Genomic DNA, 18070 nt, shown 5'->3' with positions numbered 1-18070 from the left:
GAGCCGCAGCCAGGAGGCTGAGCATGAGCATCTGGTGGTCCCTCCATTTGCGGCGCGAGGCTGCGAGCGTTCCGCTCGCCCGCCGGCTCCTGCTGGGGACGATGGAGACCGCCGGGGTGGACCCCGACATCTCCTACGACCTGTCGGTCGCCCTCACCGAGGCCTGTGCCAACGCCGTTGAGCACGCCGCCCACGGCGAGTACCGGGTGACGGCCCGCATCGAGGGCGACCGCTGCCGCATCGAGGTGGCGGACTCCGGCCCGGGCTTCGCCCCGGACCTGCGCCGTACGCACCACTCCGTACGTCCGCTGGCGAAGAAGGACCAGCACGCCGAGCACGGGCGCGGGCTGTTCCTGATCGAGGCGCTGGTGGACCACGTCCATTTCCACAACCGTCCCGGGCACGGGGCGGTGGTCAGTTTCGACAAGATCCTCAAGTGGCGGGACGACTCGCTGCTCAAGGTCTCCTGACGCACGGAGGCCGGGGCCCCACGGAGGTCCGTGGGGCCCCGGCCGTCGGTCCGGGCGGCGGGGGTCAGCCCTTGAGGGCGGCCATCCAGCGCTCGACCTCGTCGGAGCGGCGCGGCAGGCCGTCGCTGAGGTTCCGGTTGCCGTCCTCGGTGACGAGGATGTCGTCCTCGATGCGGACGCCGATGCCCCGGTACTCCTCCGGCACGGTGAGGTCGTCGGCCTGGAAGTACAGGCCGGGCTCGACAGTGAGGACCACGCCCGGCTCCAGCGTTCCGTTGACGTAGGTCTCCGTGCGGGCGGCGGCGCAGTCGTGGACGTCCAGGCCCAGCATGTGGCCGGTGCCGTGGAGGGTCCAGCGGCGCTGCAGGCCGAGTTCGAGGACGCGCTCGACCGGGCCCTCGACCAGGCCCCACTCGACGAGCTTCTCGGTGAGCACGCGCTGGGCGGCGTCGTGGAAGTCGCGGTAGGCGGCGCCCGGGCGGACGGCGGCGATGCCGGCCTCCTGCGCGTCGTACACGGCGTCGTAGATCTTCCGCTGGATGTCGCTGTACGTGCCGTTCACCGGCAGCGTGCGCGTGACGTCGGCGGTGTAGAGGCTGTGGGTCTCCACGCCGGCGTCGAGCAGCAGCAGGTCGCCGGAGCGGACCGGGCCGTCGTTGCGGACCCAGTGCAGGGTGGTGGCGTGCGGGCCGGACGCGCAGATGGAGCCGTAGCCGACGTCGTTGCCCTCGACACGGGCGCGCAGGAAGAACGTTCCCTCGATGTAGCGCTCGGAGGTCGCCTCGGCCTTGTCCAGGACCCGGACGACGTCCTCGAAACCGCGCGCGGTGGAGTCGCAGGCCTTCTGCAGCTCGCCGATCTCCCACTCGTCCTTGACCAGCCGCAGCTCGGACAGGAACTCCTTCAGCTCGGCGTCGCGCTCGGCGGTGACCTTGTCGGTCAGCGCGGCCTCGATGCCGGCGTCGTAGCCGCGGACGACCCGCACCGGGCCGCCGGCCTCGCGCAGCACGTCGGCGACCTTGCGGACGTCGGCGCACGGCAGGCCCAGCAGGACCTCGCCCTCGGCCAGGCTGTGGCGGCGGCCGGTCCACAGCTCGCCCTGGCCGTCCAGCCAGAACTCGCCGTTCTCCCGGGAGGAGCGGGGGAGCAGGTAGGCGGTCGCGTCGTGAGATCCGTCACCGTTGGGCTCCAGGACCAGGACGGCGTCCTGGGTCTGGTCGCCGGTGAGGTGCACGTACTCGCTCGCGGCACGGAAGGGGTAGTCCGTGTCGTTGGCGCGGGTGCGCAGGTTGCCGGCCGGGACCACCAGCCGCTCGCCGGGGAAGCGCGCGGACAGCGCCGCGCGCCGCTTGGCGGCGTACGGTGCCTGCTCGATCGGCTGCAGGTCGCGCAGTTCGGTGTCGGCCCAGCCGGACTTCATCACCTCGGTGAGCTCGTCGGAGACGGCCGGGTACAGGCCGTTCTTCCGCTGCTTGATGGGCTCGTCGCCTTCCGGGGTCTCCGGAGCGCGGTCCTCGGCCACGTCATGCCTCCTCGCAGTAGACCACCCCATCGTAAGTGGGCGCGCGGGGAGGACCGGCGGCGGTCCCCGCCGGTGGTCAGTCGAAGCGGGCGGCGAGCAGGACGACGTCCTCGGTCGGGTGGGGGTCCTCACGGTCGCCGGGGAGCATGGCGTGCAGGACGTGCTCCACCAGCTGCGCCGGGTCGTCCCGGGCGGTCCGCGGGGCGGACGCCGCGGCCGCGTGCAGGCGGGCGAAGGCACGGTCGACGGGATCGCCGGTGCGGTGCAGCAGGCCGTCGGTGTAGAGCAGCAGGGTCTCCCCGGCCAGCGCCCGGAACTCGACGCTGGGCGCCTCCCAGCAGCTGAGCATGCCCAGCGGCGCGGACAGCGAGGTCTCCACGTACTCGACCCGGTGCCCGCCGACGATCAGCGGGGGACAGTGCCCGGCCCCGGCGACCACGACCTTCCGGGAGGCCGGCTCGGCGTAGGCGAACAGGGCCGTCGCCGACCGGGCGGGCTCGGTCAGCCGCAGCAGCAGCTCGAGGTCGGACAGGACGGCGACCGGGTCCTCGCCCTCCATCACCGCGTACGCCCGCAGGGAGGCCCGCAGCCGCCCCATCGCGGCGACCGCGCTCATGCCGCCGCCGCTCACGCCGCCGACCGACAGCCCCAGCGCGCCCTCGGGCAGCGGGAGGGCGTCGTACCAGTCGCCGCCGCCCCCCGCGGCCGGGCGGTGCCGCACCGCCAGACGGACCCCGGGGACCCGGGGCAGCCGGGTCGGCAGCAGCTCCTGGCGGAGCGTGGCGACGGTGGCGCGGCTGCGGTCGAGCTCGAGCAGCCGGGCGAGGTGCTCGGTGGCGTGGCGGCAGTACAGGCCGATGAGGTGGCGCTGGCGTTCGCCGGGTTCGGCCGGCTCGTCGTAGAACCACAGGGCCGAGCCCAGCCGGCCTGCGGAGTCCGCGGACAGCCGGAGGGCGTAACTGGCGCCGAAGCCGAGCCGCAGGGCGACCTCGCGGTGGCGCGGGCCGAGTCCGGGCTCGCGGCACAGATCGGTGTGGATCTCCTCCGCCGGCACCGCCTCGGGTGCGGCCGGCAGCGGGACGGTCTCCAGCGCGCCGAGCTCGGCCGGGCCGAGACCGAGGCCCACGACGGTGGCCGGACCGAGCCGGTCGACGGGGGAGACGGCGGCCAGTCCGCGTCGCGCACCGACCAAGGTGCCGCCGGCGCGCAGCAGTTCACGCAGCGCATCCTGCAGGGTCGCGGTCCTGGCCAGCCGCTCGGTGAGCTCGTGCAGGGTGGTCAGGTCGGAGATCCAGGAGGTCATCCGGTCCTGGGCCGCGGCGAGTTGGCCGACCGGATCCGGCGTCCCGGACTGTGCGTCCGGGTCGGCCGGATGGGATTGTTGTTCGACCGCGGGGGAGGAAGTGTGCGCCGGTGTCGGAATGGGTGGGTCGATTCCGGCCACTTTCGGTAGGCGCGCGGCGCTCATGGCCGCCGGCTTTCACGCTCTTCGTCGTGACGCGGCGACGGCTCCGCAGAGCAGCGCATTTCCGTCAATAGCATCGCAAACCCCCAAGCTCGTGCTGCGCCGCTATCAATGGATTACCTTCTACCGCCTACTCGTGGGTGTGTCCAGGATTGCGCAGGTGGAAGGGCTGGTGTCGGCGCGTCCGAGGAGATGCAGGACTATGGCCGAAAAAGGGCACCGCGTGCCACAATTAGTTGTCGACTGAAGGGGTTCGACAGCGCGTCATATCCATCGCAGCGGGTACGTAAGGGATGGGAGTTGGCGGCCGCAGGAACCCGGCGCCCTGCCAGGGCGTCATAGACGGAGACGGCCGACCCTCCCCCCATGGCGGGGTGTTGCACAGCCAGCGGGACCGCACGCAGCAGCAAACGCAAGCACACGCAGCAGTTCCCAGCACTCCGCAGGACGAACAAGCGCCAGTGTGCGCCACCCCCCGCCACGTTCCACGCTCGGCTCGAGACGTGATGCGCTGCCTCGTAAGCGGTGTGTTCCAGATTACGTTGTGTCATGGGCAGATCCCTGAGCGCCAACGGAAAGGAACGAGCGCAGATGCGCGAGATCCTCGGAAAGCGACGCAAGAGCAGTCCTGAGCTGCTGCGTGCGGCGCTCACCTGCGCCGAGCGGTGGCAATGGCCCGTGGTGCCCGGAGCCGGTACGGACGCGCGGGGCGGATGCGCCTGTCTGCGGCCCGACTGTCCGGTGCCGGGCGCCCATCCGCACGATCCGGGCCTCCTCGCGGCGACCCGCGATCCACGGATGGTCCGCTGGTGGTGGACGCGGCGGCCGGACCAGCCGCTCGTGCTCGCCACGGGCGACCGGGTCTCGGCGGTGAGCCTGCCGGCCGTCGCGGGAGCGCGGGCGCTGGGCGTCTTCGACAAGCTGGGGGTGCGCACCGGCCCGGTCGTGGCCACCCCCACGCGCTTCGCGGTCCTGGTGGAGCCGTACTCCCTGGAGGAACTGGGCGAGTTGCTCGACCGCCACGAATGGGTGCCGACCTCGCTGCGGTACCACGGTGAGGGCGGCTACCTCGTCCTGCCGCCCTCGCCGGTCGGATCCGACGGTTCCGACGGCACCGCGGGGGCGCGCTGGGTCCGGCGGCCGGTGGTGGACCCGGGCGACCGGGCGCCGTGGCTGCCCAGCGTCCGGGTGATCGTCGACACCCTGGTGCAGGCCGGCCGCACGGCGCCGGACGGCAGCCGGCTCTCGTACTGAGCGGGTCCCGGTGACGGGTCCCGCGGGAAGTGCGTGACGGTCGCCGTCCCCGTCGGTCGTCACTCGTTCGGTTAGGAGCGGGGGCCGTTGCCCTGCGAACGGGCAACGGCCCCCGCTCCATGTCCGTTTCTCCCGCTATGTTCTGTGCATGATGTGTGCGCCGAACCTGCGGATGGCCGCCCTCGCCACGGTCGTGGCGGTCGCCGCGATGCTGCCACTGACCGGCGCCAACGCCGGGCCCGTCCTCCCCGCGGTGCCCGTGGACGTCACGACGGCGCTCACGGACGACAAGCCCTTGTCAAGCGGTCCCGGTGTCTTCGACGCCCTGCCGAAGCTGGCCGGATCCGAACGCCAGACCGCATCCTGCGGTCCCCAACTCACCACCGCGGAAGGCCTGCGGGCGCAGACCTGCACCATCGACGAGGACGGCGACACCTGGGCGCGCACGTACTACAGCAACTCCACGGGCCGGCCCCTGGACGGGGTGCTGAGCCTCATGCGGCCCGACGGCGGGACGGTACAGGCGCGGTGCGTCATCACCGCGGACGCGGGGAGCGGGAGCTGCGAGACGCCGCGCGAGCCGACGGTGGCGGGGGTGGCGGAGCCGTACACGGCGATGGCGGAGATCGCCGAGCGGGGCGGGGAACGCCCGTTGCTGCGCAGCGGATCCGTGTACTGACCCGCGCATGGAAACGTCCGGTCGCTGGCGACGGGGGATGCACCAGCGACCGGACTGTTTAAACGGTAACAAGACTTCGCCCGTACGCAAATCCGGGGTACGGGTTCCGGCCCGGGTTCCGGGCCCGGCCGGCAGCGGCTGTGACCAGGATCACCCGGACGCGATCACGGCCTGAACTGCGGCTACCGGCGCGGGAGACCGGTCAGCTCAGGGTGATCTGCCGGTTGGTGAAGCCGCTGCGCGCCCGCCGCTCCTCCGCCGTCAGCGGGGTCGTCCGCTCCAGCACCTCGGCCAGCCGCTCGCCGAAGGCCGCCGCCGGCTTCTCGACCTCGTCCGCGGAGACGCCCGTCGGCAGGTCCCACACCGGGACGACCAGCCCGTGCGCCCGGAACGAGCCCACCAGCCGCGTGCCCTCGCCCAGCGACGAGGCGCCCGCGGCGTGCAGCCGGGCCAGCGCGTCCAGCAACTGCTCCTCCGGGTGCGGCATGACCCAGCGCAGGTGGTTCTTCTCCGGGGTCTCGCACCAGTACGCCGCGTCGACACCGGTCAGCCGCACGGTCGGGATCACGGCCGCGTTCGCCCGCTCCAGCGAGGCGGCGACCTCGCCGGTGGCGGACTCCGCGTCCTCCAGCCAGAACTCGAAACCGGTGTGCACCACGGGCTCGAACGCGGCGTCCAGGTCCAGCAGGTCCTGCAGCCGGGGACCCTCGGGCGCCGGGCGCTCCCCGCCCACCGGGTTGCCCGGCTCCGCCTGCAGCGCGCGCAGCAGGGTGTCGGCCAGGTCCCGGCTGATGTCCCCGGAAGCCGTGTCGTTCTGCAGGCCCAGCAGCACCGTGCCGGTGTCACGGCGCAGCCCCGGCCACGCCATCGGCAGCACGGTCGCCAGCGTGACGGACGGCACACCGTCGGGCAGCGGGTCCTTGAGCGTCAACGCGGCCGTGGCGGCGGGCACCAGCTCGCGCAGCGCCACCCAGTCGCACTCGGCCGGCAGGCCCTCGAACGGCCGTCGCACCAACTCCGTCACCGCGTGCGCCGCCTCACGGCCGTGGCACGCCTTGTAACGCCGTCCCGAGCCGCACGGGCAGGGTTCCCGGGCCCCGACGACGGGGATCTCCCCGTCGGTGATCTGCGGGCGGGCAGGGGCCTTCGTCTTCGTCGGGCGCTTCTTCGCCATGGCTCGATCTCTCCCGGTAACGGCGGTGTTCCGGCCGTGAGCCTAGCGCCACGCCGTCCGCCCTCATCGGAGGTCGCGCCCGTGGAGGCCGGGCAACTCCCCTGCGGGGGCTACGGGAGGTCGTCGAAGGGGTCCGCGAAGTCGATCGGGATGTCGAGCTGGGGCACGAGGTCGTCGCGCCGCGCGTGCCGGCTGCGCACCGCGAGCATCGCCCACACCGTGACCTCCCCGGGGGCGTCGCGCACGCCCCAGCGCAGCGACAGGTTCCGCACGATGCCGAGCCCGCGGCCGCCGCGGGCGGTGAGCGAGGGACTGGCCGGAAGCGGGCGGGTGGGCCCGCCGCCGTCGGTGACCTCCACCGTCAGCAACCCGTCCTCGTCGATCCCCCAGGCGGCCCTGATGCCGCTGCCGGCCGAGGACGGCGCGTCCTCGCCCAGCGGCCGGGCGTGCCGGCAGGAGTTGCTGAGCAGTTCCGACAGGATGAGCACCGCGTCGTCCACGACCGGCTCCGCGACCCCGTACGCGCACAGTTCCTTGCGCAGCCTGCGCCGCGCCTCGGCCACGCCCGCCGGACCATGAGGCAGGGCCATGGTCGAGGACGTCGGCACCTCCTGGGCCACCACCAACGCCACCCCCGAGACCTCCTTCACCCCACGCCACGGGATGGATGCCCTCTCGTTCTGGGCCGGAAACCGGCCAACTGCGATCTCTTGGGGCACACACAACGATCGAACAGGTTCGGAACGCGCCGGTGCACACCACCCGGGGAGGGAGGGAGTCCGTATTCCCTTCAGCAGCGCCCGAGTTGGGCCAGAACCTGTCGCGGGCGGTTGGTGATGACGGCGTCGACGCCCAGTCGCACGCAGAGTTCGACGTCCTCGGGTTCGTTCACCGTCCACACGTGGACCCGGTGCCCCGCCTCGTGCAGCCGCTCCACGTACCCCGGGTTGGAGCGCAGGATGCGGATGCCCGGCCCGGCGATCCCCACCCCGGCCGGCAGCCGGCCGTCGCGGTGCCGGGGCAGTACGTACTGCATCAGGAAGACGGTCGGCAGGTCGCGCGAGGCCATCCGTATCCGGCGCAGGGAACGGGAGGAGAAGCTCATGACACGGACCCGGGACGGCTCGCCCGGCTCGGGCCACAGCATCCCGAACCGGTCCAGCAGCTCCACCAGTCGTTCCTCGACCTGCCCCGCCCAGCGCGTGGGGTGCTTGGTCTCGATCGCCAGCTCCACCCGGCGGCCGGTGTCCGCGACCAGTTCCAGCAGCTGCTCCAGGGTCAGGACGCGGCTGAGTTCGTCCGGGTCGCCGTCGGTGCGGTCGGGGGCCTCGGCGTCGGCGTCGAGGAGGGAACGCAGCTCCGCGGACGGGCGCCGCCGTGTCCCGCCGGCCCTGCCGGCCCCTCCGGCGCCCGGCTGCGCCTTCCAGCTGCCGAAGTCCAGGGTCCTCAGGTCCGCCAGCTCCAGCGCGGAGACCGCGCCCCGCCCGTTGGAGGTGCGGTTCACCCGGCGGTCGTGCACACAGACCAGCGTGCCGTCCGCGGTGAGGCGTACGTCGCACTCCAGGGCGTCCGCGCCGTCCTCGATCGCCTTCCGGTAGGCGGCGAGCGTGTGCTCCGGGGCGTCCTCGGACGCTCCCCGGTGAGCCACGACCTGGATCGCGCGGAGATCAGTCACCGGGCTATCGTGCCATCCGCCGGGCCGGGAACGGCCGCTGCTTACGGCGGCCTGACACCCGGTGGGAAAAGCTGTGTCCATCACGACGGTCGTCGTACGTACCGTAGCCGTAACCGTACGCACGGCATACAACGCATATCCGAGGAGAACAGCCGTGAGCACCGAGAACGAGGCCGGCCCGGTCCCGGCGGCGCTGCCGACGCAGCCGCCCGCTGACGCTGGGTCCGCCGCTCCCGCTGCACCTCCCGTGCCCCCCGCCGCCCCGCCCGCCGCTCCCCCGGCCCAGGCGCAGGCGTCGGCGCCGGGCCCGGCCGCCCCCGCGGCCCCGGCGGCCCCGGCGGCCGCGGAGCCCACCGCGGTGGCGCCTCCGGCCGGTCCCCCTGCCGGACCTCCTGCCGCGCCCCAGGCCGCTCCCCCGGCCGCCCCCGCGGCACCGCCCGCCGAGGTGCACACCGCGCCCCTGCCGCCGGTCGCCCCGCCGCCCACCCAGCCGTACGGCGGTCCCGTCGGGCCCTCCGGCCCCATGGGCCCGTCCGGTCCCGTGGGCCCGGTGTGGGGCACGCCGGTGCCGGCCGCCCCCGCGCCCAAGAAGCGCGGCAACGGCGGCCTGGTCGCCGCCGTCCTGGTCGCCGCGCTCGTCGCGGGCGGCATCGGCGGCGGGGTCGGCTTCTGGGCCGCGGACCGCAACGACAGCTCCTCCTCGACCACCGTCTCCTCGGTCGGCAACCCCAAGGACCTCAGCCGCGCCGCCGACTCGGTCGCGGGCATCGCCAAGCAGGCCCTCCCCAGCGTCGTCACGATCGAGGCCACCGGCCGCCAGGAGAGCGGCACCGGCACCGGCTTCGTCTACGACAAGGAAGGCCACATCCTCACCAACAACCACGTCGTGGCCCCCGCCGCCGACGGCGGCAAGCTCACCGCCACGTTCTCCGACGGCAAGAAGTACGAGGCCGAGGTCGTCGGCCGCGCCCAGGGCTACGACGTCGCCGTCGTCAAGCTCAAGGGGGTCACCCCCGACAAGCTCACCCCGCTCGCCGTCGGCGACTCCGACAAGGTGGCCGTCGGCGACTCCACCATCGCCATCGGCGCCCCCTTCGGGCTCTCCGGCACCGTCACCACCGGCATCGTCAGCGCCCTGCACCGCCCCATCGCCTCCAGCGACGGGGAGGGGTCCAACGCCTCCTACATGAGCGCCATACAGACCGACGCCTCGATCAACCCCGGCAACTCCGGCGGCCCCCTCCTCAACTCCGAGGGCGCGGTCATCGGCATCAACTCCGCGATCCAGTCCACCGGCAGCGACGGCACCTCCCAGTCCGGCAGCGTGGGCCTGGGCTTCGCCATCCCGATCGACCAGGCCCGCCGCGTCGCCGAGGACCTGATCAAGGACGGCGAGCCCGTCTACGCCGTCATCGGCGTCCACGTCGACTCCAGCTACAGCGGCGAGGGCGCCAAGATCGCCACCGGCGCCGACGCCGTCACCTCCGGCGGCCCCGCCGACCAGGCGGGCCTGCGCTCCGGCGACGTCATCACCAAGTTCGACGACACCGTGGTCGACTCCAGCCCCACCCTCATCGGCGAGATCTGGCAGCACGAGCCCGGCGAGAAGGTCAACCTCACGTACACCCGTGACGGCCAGACCCGCACCGCCACCCTCACTCTCGGCGAACGCAAGGGCGACAGCAGCAGCTGAGCCGACCCGTTAGGCTGTCCCCGCGCCGCCCGGCCCACCAGCCGGACCCCGCGGCGCGGGGAGAGTTGCCCGAGCGGCCTAAGGGAACGGTCTTGAAAACCGTCGTGGCAGCGATGTCACCGTGGGTTCAAATCCCACACTCTCCGCACAGGTCAGCGAAGGCGCTGGTCAGAAGGGGTACCCCAAGACACGGGGGTACCCCTTCTTCCTTTCCCTGTCTCACCTCGGATCGGCCGTATCCCGGTTTTGACCAGGGCGTGTGGCCAACTTGCGGCCAAGAACCACAGCCTCAGCGGGTGAGGGCTCAGCACCTTGCCGCCGACCGCCCGACGTCCGCGGGTCAGGCTTGGGCCAGGATTTCGGCCCGCCGGCGGTCGTACTCTGCAACCGCCTGCGGTACGTCGTTAAAGTAGTCATCCCAGAACCCGGCGCGTTGCCACTCGGGGGGTGCGAGCGTGAGCCTCCCGTCATCGAGCCCGGCGACCCAGCAGGTCGGAAGGCATTCGTCGACGACGGTGAACATGGACGCGTCCCAAAGCCCGGGAGTCTCACGCCAGTCTCCGTTGTAGCCCTGCTCCGGAAGACGCAGGAGGTCCTGGTACGCAGTACTGACGACCTCCAGGACCGGATACTCCATTCCAAGTCGAATACCAGGATGATCCTGGACGATCACGCGACTACCTGGGCGGATGATCTGATGGCAGCGAACTATCACACCGGGGAGCCTAGGGGTGAGTGCCTCCAAGCTCTCAGTCCTTATGGTCGTCGCGGGTTTGCTCCGCAAACCCCTTGTCGATGAGCTCGTTCATGCGCTCTTCCTCGCCGTCCAGCACCTTCGCGTAGTAGCGCTGGAGTACAGCGATGCTCTGCCCGGCCCGCCGTGCCGTCTCGGCAAGGCTCACGCCGGAGCGCAGCCAGAAAGACACGCACGCATGCCGCAGGTCGTACGGGATGAGTGCGAGCGGCGAGGCCACCTGCGCGGGTGTGAGGGCGCACGTGCGTGCCTCTTTCCACACGGCGCCGTATTCCTGTGACCGGACGGGCCCGCCTCGGACGGCGCGGAACAGCCGGCCATCGTTGCACGTGCCGAACTGCTCGATATGCCGGCGCAGCAGAGTGACCAGGACGGGTGGGATCGGCACGCGGCGCACGGTTCGCCGGGAGCGGTGCTTGAGTCCACGTTCCTCGTACGGCTTCCCGTCGTCGGTCCAGCCAGAGCCGACCTGTGGGCGGGCGCCAGCCAGGTCCAGCCGCCCCCATCCCTGCTGGGGGAGCGTGCACTGTTCAACGCTGAGCACGGACACTTCCTCGGGCCGCATGGCGGCGTAGTACATGCATCCGAAGAATGCGGCCAGGTGCTCACCGCGGTGCCCCTGCGCGCGGACGGCGGCGAGCAGTGCGCTCGCTTGGGAGGGTGTGGCCACGCTTCGTTCGTCCAGTTCCTCTACGGGCTTTGGGAGCTCCCAGTGCACGCGGCTGAGGGGGTTACTCGGCAGCAGTTCCTTCTCAACGGCCAGTCGCAGGCAGTTGCTCAAAACGGCGCGGCGCCGGCGAATCGTGTTCGGTGCGGCTGGCGTACCGTCCTTCTTCTTGGCCAGTTCATCGAGGACCAGGCGCATGCGCTTAGCGCTGTCGAGATCGACCACGGCGGGCGTGTACTTCTCCACCCATGCCAGAGCCTGTGCCTCCGTCTCTGGGGGCGTTTCATCTCGCCGGCCCGCGTTGAACGCCCACTGGTAGAGCGCACGTCGCAGCAGTTCCGTATCCGGACGGCCCTTTCTGTCCGGGCACAGAGCGAGGGTGGCGACGGTGAGGCTTTCAGCGATGCTTGCGCGGTGCTTGGCCGCTGCCTTGGGCCACTTCATCGCGGCGTGGTCCCGGGCGTGTGTGAACCAGGAGACGCGGTTGCGCTGCCGGATCTCGGAGACCGGAAGCCCGGTCTCAGTGTCAAAGCCCTCCCCGCTCCGGGCCGCCGTCATCAGTTCCGCGCGTCGCGCGTCGGCGAGCGTCTTCGTTAGGAACGGCTCTTGGTGAACCTTGCCGTCCACGGTCCAGCGGAGCTGGAAGGGCGCGCTCTTACTGGCCCGTCGGCGGATGTTCCACACGCGAACGTCGTAGCTGTGCATTGCTTTCCTCCATGACAGAGGGGGCCCGCCGTGCGGTGGGCCCCCTCAAGGCAGGTGCGTTTCCTCAGGCGGCGTACTGCTCGCAGGACTCCAGCCAGGAGTCGAGGTCCTGGCGGCGCACGCGAAGTTGTCCGTTGGGGAGCTTGATGAGGCGGGGGCCCTGGCCGCGGGCCCGCATCCGGTAGAAGGCGGCTCGGCTCATGCCGACCTCGGTCAGCACTTCGGGGAGTTTGAGCATCTGTGGGCGCGCCATCCTGCGACTCCTGTCGAAGTTGGGGTTCGGCCTTGCTCTCAGGAATCCGCCACGTCCGCCACGCCGCCACATCGCAGGTCAGAGCCTTGATCATGTGGCGGATAGCGGTTTTGTGGCGGATAGGTGCCGCCACATCGGGCGGGTGTGGCGGCACCTGCGGGGCCGGGTCGGTCAGCTGGCGAGGGTGGGCTGTGTGGCGGTTTCCGCGGGCGTGTGGCGGATGCCGGAGGCGGTATCCGCCACGGATTCACCCCTCATGACCTGCGATGTGGCGGCGTGGCGGACGTGGCGGATTCTCCAGGGGTGGGAGGGCAGTACCGCGTCCAGGCGTCTGTGAGGTCTTCCGCGTAGTAGCCCTTGGGGAAGCCGGACGGGGTGCGGATGCCGCGCGGCTTGATGGGCTTGTTGGCGGGGGTGACGTACTGACCGAGCAGCCGGGCCAGGGTGCGGGCGTTGATCGGCTTGTCGTCCAGGTCACCCCACGGTGCGTCGTCCATGCGGAGCAGGCATTCGATGACGGCCGCGGTGGGCATGCGGTCGATGCCGCAGAACACCTTGTCGCGCAGGTCGATGAGCAGTCGGACACCGAGAGAGGCTTCGTCGTTGTCGTGGGCGGCGCTGATCAGTTCCAGGCAGGCTTCCCGGGCCCGCTTCGGCCAGGGTCCGCCGACCGCGTCGGCGACGGCGAGCAGGGGTTCCCACACGTCGGCGGGCCGGTCGGTGACGCCGTCGGGCATGTCGGGCCAGGCTCCGGCAACCTGGTCGCGGACGGTGTCGGCCCACTTGGCGAGGCGGTCACGCAGAGCATGGCCCTGCTTCTCATGGACCCGCTGGCGGTAGGACTCGACTCCCTCGTTCGGGGCGCGCTTGCGCATGCGGATGATGACGGAGCGGGTCAGCACGGTGTCGGGGAGCGAGCCAAGTCCGGCCATGGCGACCGCGCAGAACGAGTTGAAGACCTGCGCGTTCTGGTTGGAGCCCTCTCCGACGCACCGCAGCGCGCCACCGATACGGCGGTATCCGGCGTTGAGGAAGCCTCGCAGGGCCTCGTCGGCACCCGCTTTGGGGCCGAAGATGGTGTCCACTTCATCGAACAGCACGGTCGGCAGACCCTCAGCGGAGTCGACCAGCCGGTACAGGGCGTTCGCGGACGCGGACACCGTGGCGACCGGGCGGGGCGTGAGGAGTTCCACGATCTCCAGCGCCCGCGACTTTCCCGACCCCGGCTCGGGCGACAGGAACGCGATTCGAGGCGTGGTCTCGAAACAGTCGATCAGGTGTGCGTGTGCGTCCCACAGGCTGACCGCGACGTATGCGGACTCGGTGGGGAAGACGTTGAAGCGGCGGTGGAAGGCTTCCACCTCGTTCAGCAGTGCTGCGCCGTCGGTCATCGGGACTGTCCTCCGGTCGTTTTGCTGCGGGTCAGGGAGAAGAGCTGACAGGACGCCCTCACGGGCGACGACTTTCGGCGCACCACCCACCATCGGGGCGCGGCCCGTCATGGCGGGGCCGGGGCCGTCGGGGGCGGGGATGCTCTTCAGTGGAGAGCGGGTGGGGGTGGTCATGCCGTGTCCCGGCGTCGCGGGTTGTGGGCGATGGACCAGTTCAGGGCGCTGCGCAGGGTGGATCGGCACTGGGACGCCGGCAGTCCGGCTGCCTCGCCCGCTTCCTGAAGAGCCTGCTCGACCACACTTCTTGGGAGGTCGCCCCACGCGACGAACCGCCCCACGGCGCGGGCCGCCCGGAACAACGCCGCCTCACGCGAGCCCTGTTGGGACCCTGCGACGTTCCGCGTCTCGTTGGCGAGCGCAATGTCAGCGTATCGACGTGATTGCCCCGCTACGGCCACTGAGGGGGCCTGTGCGGGCTTGGGGGCCGGTTCCAGGATGCTTTGCAGCCATCGGGGCAGTGGGACGGCCACAGGGCCGCCTACGGCCTCGTAGCGCCCCGAGGGTGTTTCGGAGCCGGCGGCGACGACGTACCCGCCCCATGCGCGGGTGTCGACCAACGGCCCAACGGTGCCGGCGGTATTGGTCAGGCGGATGCCGGGCGGGGTGGTGAAGTACAGGTGCTCTCCGCCGCTTGCAGTCCGCGTCCGGTAGGTGGTGGGGACGGCCTTGCCGGCGCGCGCGCAGAGCGCTCGAAAGGTCGCCGCGCCGCTAGGCGCGTCTGCACTGCTGTTGTGCTTGGGCATGTCCAGGTCGACCACCAGCAGCCGTGAGGGGCCGGTGGCGATGCCGACGTTGAACGGGCCCTGTGACCAGGTGGCGCGGATGCGCTCGGGATCGGTGGTGGCGCGCTGCTCCCACTTCCGGTGCCCCGCCGCACAGGACCCCGTGCCGGGGCAGGTTGTTTCCCCGTGAAGGGCCGGCCGCTTGCTGCCGGGGCGGAGCGGGAACACCGCCCATCCGCGTTCGGCGGCGAATAACGCTGCGGACAGCAGCGCTGGTCGTGCGTCGTGCGTCATGCTGGGTGTCCTCCAGTTCTCTTGCTGGGTTCTGGAATTGGGGCGGGCCGCGGTCTTTGGCGAGAGGGCGGCCCGCTTCTGCACGGTGGGGTGGTTAGCGGACAGGGAGACGTAGCGCCCCTGGCCGGCGGGGGTGAAGGGGAATCGGGGGGAATCGGCGTGGGCCGGAAGCTGCTCAGGGGCGTCATGGAGGGTTTGGCCGCTGCTGTAATCGGTGGTGTTGGGGTGATGCTCATCTCCGACGCACCGTTCGCGGTTGTCCTGCCGGCCTGCGCGAAGCTAGGCGCCACTGTCGCCGTTTTCGGGGTCGGTCGAGAGTGGCTCCTCTCCTGGTTCGATCGTCGCTTTGGCCATAGGGAGCGCTCGTAGGCAGGACCGAGAGCGTTGCCCTCCACCCGTCTCAGCCGTGGAAGTGGTTGCGCTTGAACACGGCCTTGCGGATGTTCACCGTGGTCCCGCGGTCGCCCTTGTCACTGCGCAGGACTTGCGCGGCGATCCATCCGCCGAAGATGACCGCGGCCAGGATGATGAGCTGATGGACCAGGGCCGCGAGTGCGGCGATGAACGTCGTCAGCAGCACCAGCCCGCCGCACACGGCGGCGAAGCCGACACCGCCCAACGCGATGTTCACCGCGGTACGCGAGACGGCCGGCCGCGCCTCGGTGGACGCCGGTACCGGTGCGGGGGTGAGGGTGTAGCCGGTGACGACGCGGCCGTCCGGGAGGACGACGCTCGCCACGGTGGTGTCCGGCTGTATGGGCACGAGCGGGGCCGTGTACGCCTGCATCGGTACGGGCTGGTGGATGGTCACGGCCTGCTCGGTGGCCGCGGCGGGGGTGCTTTCGGGGAACATGCGGAATCCCTTCTCGGCATGGCGCAGGGAGGCGGAGGCACCCCCTGGTGGGGTGCCTCAGGAGGAGGTTTCAGGGGTGCTGACCTGCGGTCCTCCCTGACTCCCTGATGGATCATTCGTCCTGGTCAGGGGCAGGGAGGCGGGTCAGGGAGGGGTTCAGGGAGTTCTCCCTGCCTCCCTGACCCGCCCGGGGTGCGGCTCCCTCTACTCGCCCGCGGAAGCGGAACCATCCGTGTCGCGGTTGGCGAGCGCGCGGGCGAGGCGGTCGCGGCCGATGACCATGCGGCCGTCGGACTTGTAGGGCTCGGCCCCGGTCCCGTCCAGGACGCGCTTGAGGTCGATGAACGACCAGCCGCCGTAAGCGTCCGCGTTCAGCGCCGTCAGCCGCTTGAGCACGTCCTGCGTCAGCACCCGCGACGCGTCCCCGACGACGCCGGCGATGTCCACCAGCGGGTCACGGTCCTCGCCCGGCTCGATGACCCGCAGCGTGGTCACCCCGTCCCGCATCGCCTTGGCCCGGTCGGCGATCTCGGCCGCGGTGTCCGTGTCGATGTAGTGCGTGCGGACCGTGATGGACGCCTGACCTGCCGGGATGGCGATGCCATCGGAGGCGACGACGACCGTGCCCTTGTCCAGCCCCGGACGGAGCAGGTTCGGGGCGGCGCCGCCGTCGACGGCCTTGTCCCCCAGCGCCATACGGGCCTGCGACTCCGTACCGAGCGCGAGCGAGGCACGCGTGTGGGCGCCCTCCCGGACGAGCTTGGGGAGGTTCTGGTCGGTGGGGTCCTGCGTGCCCTGCCACAGCAGCACGTTCACCGCACGGCCCTGGTTGTGGATCTTCCGGGCGGCCATGAAGTACCGCGAGGTTGCCTTGGACCCGCCGTAGGGCCGCTTGTCCTCGTCCTTGAGCGGGCACATGAACGCGACCTGCGCCTCATCGACCAGCACGATGAGCGGCGGGAAGACACTGCCCGGCGGGGCGGTCAGGCGCCGCTCCATCTCGGTCACGCCGCTCTCGACCATCTCGGTCGCCTGGATCACGTGGTCATCGGTCGGGCCCTGGATCAGCACCGTGGCCAGGCCGTCGAACATGGCCCAGTCGCCCGCGCCCTTGAGGTCCGCGACCCGGAACTCAACCGACCGATCGAGTGCCAGCCACAGCGCGAGCGCCCGCAGGGCGGCTGTCTTGCCCTGGTTGGACAGGCCCGTGATGAGCAGGTGCCGCTGATACACGCTCAGGGCTGCGGCGTCGCCGCGCAGGTCTTGGCCCCACGGGGCCCGGCCCTTGGCGTAGTCGGCCCGGAGTGTCTCGTCTGTGGTGAGGGGCGACGGGCCGATCGGCTCGTCCAGCGCACCGCTGTCGGCGATCCACAGCCGGACCGTGCGCGCGGCGGTCGGGATGGTGATGAACACCTCGTGCTCGTGCCTCGTGAGGTTCTCGGCGAGCTTGCGGCGCCGGTTCTGCACCTCGATCGTGGACACCCCCGACGGGAGGGTGACGTCGACCTCCACGCCACATCCGGCGATCCGGATTGGCCCGAGCATGGAGGCGCCGGCGTCGCCCATCTCCTTGATGGCGTTCCGCAGCGCGGGCACCCCGAGGTCGCGCAGTGCCTTGACCACGATGGACGGGGTGATCGGCTCCCCCTCGCCCGACCGTACGTTGGCGGGCATCGTCCACTGCGGGGCGGCCTGCTGGTGCCGCCCGACCGCCCACAGGGCGAGCAGGGCGAGGAACGGGCCGATGTGGACCATCGGGCCCCACACCACCTGGACGATGGTGATCATCAGGTTGATGAACTTGATCACGGCCATGATCGGGGTGACGACGTCGGTGACGTCCTTGGTCGCGATGGCCATGACGATGCCGAGGGCGACCAGGCCACCGATACCGACCCCGGTCCCGACCAGGACGCCCTTGGCAGCGGCCACCGGGGAGTAGAGCAGGTCCATGCGGCGGCGGTGCCGGGCGGCGCGGAAGCGCTGACCGCGCTCCTCCCACTGCATCGCCTCATCGAACTGCCCCGCGGCCTCCGCCGCGCGCAGCATCCGCTCGTAGCGGGCCGCGGTGCGGCCCTCCCACGTACGGCGGACCACGATCCGCGTGCCCCCGAGGACGTACATGCCGTGCCGGATCACCGCACGCGCCACGGTCTTCGTGCGCTCGTGCATCGCCGCCGTCTTCACCGCGCGCCCGGACCGGACCCAACGCCGCGTGGGCCGCGGGTGTTCAGGGGCCGCTATGGGCTTGAGGTCGACCGCGGGCGCGGTGTCGGGGTCGGGGTGCTTGAACAGTCGAACGACGTTGTCACTCATGCTTCGGGGTCTCCAGACTGCCCCGCTCCCGGGGCACGCAAAGGGAAGCCCGGGACGGGGTCCCGGGCGGTGGCTTCCGGTGTTGCGGGTCAGGCAGCAGTGCCGATGAGCTGGGCGGCGCGA

Annotated in this window: 15 protein-coding genes, 1 tRNA gene and 1 pseudogene; 5 read left to right on the top strand and 12 right to left on the bottom strand. The window is 71.4% G+C overall.

All coding sequences use genetic code 11. From position 1 onward, the window contains the following. Nucleotides 1-23: 23 nt before the first annotated feature. Nucleotides 24-470 carry an ATP-binding protein gene (locus tag ACFV3E_RS03025; protein ID WP_018558220.1) on the top strand — a complete coding sequence of 149 codons (447 nt, stop codon included), beginning with the start codon at nt 24-26 and terminating at the stop codon, nt 468-470. Nucleotides 471-534: 64 nt separating this feature from the next. Here the strand turns inward: ACFV3E_RS03025 and ACFV3E_RS03020 are convergent, their stop codons facing one another. Both ACFV3E_RS03020 and ACFV3E_RS03015 read right to left on the bottom strand, forming a co-directional pair. Further along, nucleotides 535-2022, bottom strand: coding sequence for an aminopeptidase P family protein (locus ACFV3E_RS03020; protein WP_500533083.1), 1488 nt, complete (start codon nt 2020-2022; stop codon nt 535-537). A gap of 46 nt (nt 2023-2068) precedes the next feature. After that, complete coding sequence (locus ACFV3E_RS03015; RefSeq protein ID WP_500533082.1) at nt 2069-3460, bottom strand: PP2C family protein-serine/threonine phosphatase; 1392 nt, start codon at nt 3458-3460, stop codon at nt 2069-2071. A gap of 588 nt (nt 3461-4048) precedes the next feature. On the opposite strand from ACFV3E_RS03015, the gene ACFV3E_RS03010 reads away from it, so the two are divergent. Both ACFV3E_RS03010 and ACFV3E_RS03005 read left to right on the top strand, forming a co-directional pair. Further along, entirely contained in the window at nt 4049-4711 is a 663-nt protein-coding gene (locus tag ACFV3E_RS03010) for a bifunctional DNA primase/polymerase (protein ID WP_500331005.1), read from the top strand. Between the two features lie 148 nt (nt 4712-4859). Further along, on the top strand, nt 4860-5390 hold the full coding sequence (locus ACFV3E_RS03005) for a hypothetical protein (protein WP_500533081.1): 531 nt from the start codon (nt 4860-4862) through the stop codon (nt 5388-5390). A gap of 202 nt (nt 5391-5592) precedes the next feature. Here the strand turns inward: ACFV3E_RS03005 and ACFV3E_RS03000 are convergent, their stop codons facing one another. From ACFV3E_RS03000 to ACFV3E_RS02990, 3 genes are all read right to left on the bottom strand, one after another. After that, entirely contained in the window at nt 5593-6564 is a 972-nt protein-coding gene (locus tag ACFV3E_RS03000) for a DUF5926 family protein (protein WP_500533080.1), read from the bottom strand. Nucleotides 6565-6674: 110 nt separating this feature from the next. Further along, the gene (locus tag ACFV3E_RS02995; protein WP_500533079.1) at nt 6675-7196 is read right to left on the bottom strand and encodes an ATP-binding protein; all 522 of its coding nucleotides are present in this window, start codon (nt 7194-7196) and stop codon (nt 6675-6677) included. A gap of 158 nt (nt 7197-7354) precedes the next feature. Then, complete coding sequence (locus tag ACFV3E_RS02990; RefSeq protein ID WP_500533077.1) at nt 7355-8239, bottom strand: glycerophosphodiester phosphodiesterase; 885 nt, start codon at nt 8237-8239, stop codon at nt 7355-7357. Between the two features lie 154 nt (nt 8240-8393). Here ACFV3E_RS02990 and ACFV3E_RS02985 point away from each other — a divergent pair, with 154 nt between their 5' ends. Together ACFV3E_RS02985 and ACFV3E_RS02980 are read left to right on the top strand one after the other, a co-directional pair. Then, complete coding sequence (locus ACFV3E_RS02985; RefSeq protein ID WP_500533076.1) at nt 8394-9932, top strand: S1C family serine protease; 1539 nt, start codon at nt 8394-8396, stop codon at nt 9930-9932. Nucleotides 9933-9991: 59 nt separating this feature from the next. Further along, nucleotides 9992-10078 (top strand) — tRNA-Ser (locus ACFV3E_RS02980). A 194-nt stretch (nt 10079-10272) separates the two neighbouring features. On the opposite strand, the gene ACFV3E_RS02975 is transcribed toward ACFV3E_RS02980, so the two are convergent. The 7 genes and pseudogenes from ACFV3E_RS02975 to ACFV3E_RS02945 form a co-directional block, all read right to left on the bottom strand. Then, nucleotides 10273-10605 carry a hypothetical protein gene (locus ACFV3E_RS02975; protein ID WP_500533075.1) on the bottom strand — a complete coding sequence of 111 codons (333 nt, stop codon included), beginning with the start codon at nt 10603-10605 and terminating at the stop codon, nt 10273-10275. A gap of 76 nt (nt 10606-10681) precedes the next feature. Next, complete coding sequence (locus ACFV3E_RS02970) at nt 10682-12058, bottom strand: tyrosine-type recombinase/integrase (protein ID WP_500533074.1); 1377 nt, start codon at nt 12056-12058, stop codon at nt 10682-10684. A gap of 64 nt (nt 12059-12122) precedes the next feature. After that, nucleotides 12123-12311: a helix-turn-helix transcriptional regulator gene (locus ACFV3E_RS02965; RefSeq protein WP_401595392.1), complete on the bottom strand. Its 189-nt coding sequence runs from the start codon at nt 12309-12311 to the stop codon at nt 12123-12125. Nucleotides 12312-12482: 171 nt separating this feature from the next. Beyond that, nucleotides 12483-13702 (bottom strand): annotated as a pseudogene (locus ACFV3E_RS02960) (DUF3631 domain-containing protein). 170 nt (nt 13703-13872) lie between these two features. Further along, a complete protein-coding gene (locus ACFV3E_RS02955) occupies nt 13873-14778 on the bottom strand; it encodes a bifunctional DNA primase/polymerase (RefSeq protein ID WP_500533073.1) in 906 nt (301 codons plus the stop codon). Between the two features lie 400 nt (nt 14779-15178). Continuing rightward, entirely contained in the window at nt 15179-15631 is a 453-nt protein-coding gene (locus ACFV3E_RS02950; protein WP_500533072.1) for a hypothetical protein, read from the bottom strand. 204 nt (nt 15632-15835) lie between these two features. Continuing rightward, on the bottom strand, nt 15836-17947 hold the full coding sequence (locus ACFV3E_RS02945) for an ATP-binding protein (protein WP_500533071.1): 2112 nt from the start codon (nt 17945-17947) through the stop codon (nt 15836-15838). Nucleotides 17948-18070 lie beyond the last annotated feature (123 nt).

It is taken from the genome of Streptomyces sp. NPDC059718 (assembly GCF_042733315.1).
Classification (GTDB): Bacteria; Actinomycetota; Actinomycetes; order Streptomycetales; family Streptomycetaceae; genus Actinacidiphila.
This window is presented reverse-complemented; position numbering and strand designations above follow the sequence as displayed.

Excerpts from the sequence above, each read along its gene's own strand:
- ACFV3E_RS03020 (WP_500533083.1), bottom strand. The coding sequence starts at position 2,022 with ATGGGGTGGTCTACTGCGAGGAGGCATGACGTGGCCGAGGACCGCGCT.
- ACFV3E_RS03010 (WP_500331005.1), top strand. The coding sequence starts at position 4,049 with ATGCGCGAGATCCTCGGAAAGCGACGCAAGAGCAGTCCTGAGCTGCTG.
- ACFV3E_RS02955 (WP_500533073.1), bottom strand. The coding sequence starts at position 14,778 with ATGACGCACGACGCACGACCAGCGCTGCTGTCCGCAGCGTTATTCGCC.
- ACFV3E_RS03005 (WP_500533081.1), top strand. The coding sequence starts at position 4,860 with ATGATGTGTGCGCCGAACCTGCGGATGGCCGCCCTCGCCACGGTCGTG.
- ACFV3E_RS02945 (WP_500533071.1), bottom strand. The coding sequence starts at position 17,947 with ATGAGTGACAACGTCGTTCGACTGTTCAAGCACCCCGACCCCGACACC.
- ACFV3E_RS02950 (WP_500533072.1), bottom strand. The coding sequence starts at position 15,631 with ATGTTCCCCGAAAGCACCCCCGCCGCGGCCACCGAGCAGGCCGTGACC.
- ACFV3E_RS03015 (WP_500533082.1), bottom strand. The coding sequence starts at position 3,460 with ATGAGCGCCGCGCGCCTACCGAAAGTGGCCGGAATCGACCCACCCATT.
- ACFV3E_RS02965 (WP_401595392.1), bottom strand. The coding sequence starts at position 12,311 with ATGGCGCGCCCACAGATGCTCAAACTCCCCGAAGTGCTGACCGAGGTC.
- ACFV3E_RS03000 (WP_500533080.1), bottom strand. The coding sequence starts at position 6,564 with ATGGCGAAGAAGCGCCCGACGAAGACGAAGGCCCCTGCCCGCCCGCAG.
- ACFV3E_RS02970 (WP_500533074.1), bottom strand. The coding sequence starts at position 12,058 with ATGCACAGCTACGACGTTCGCGTGTGGAACATCCGCCGACGGGCCAGT.
- ACFV3E_RS03025 (WP_018558220.1), top strand. The coding sequence starts at position 24 with ATGAGCATCTGGTGGTCCCTCCATTTGCGGCGCGAGGCTGCGAGCGTT.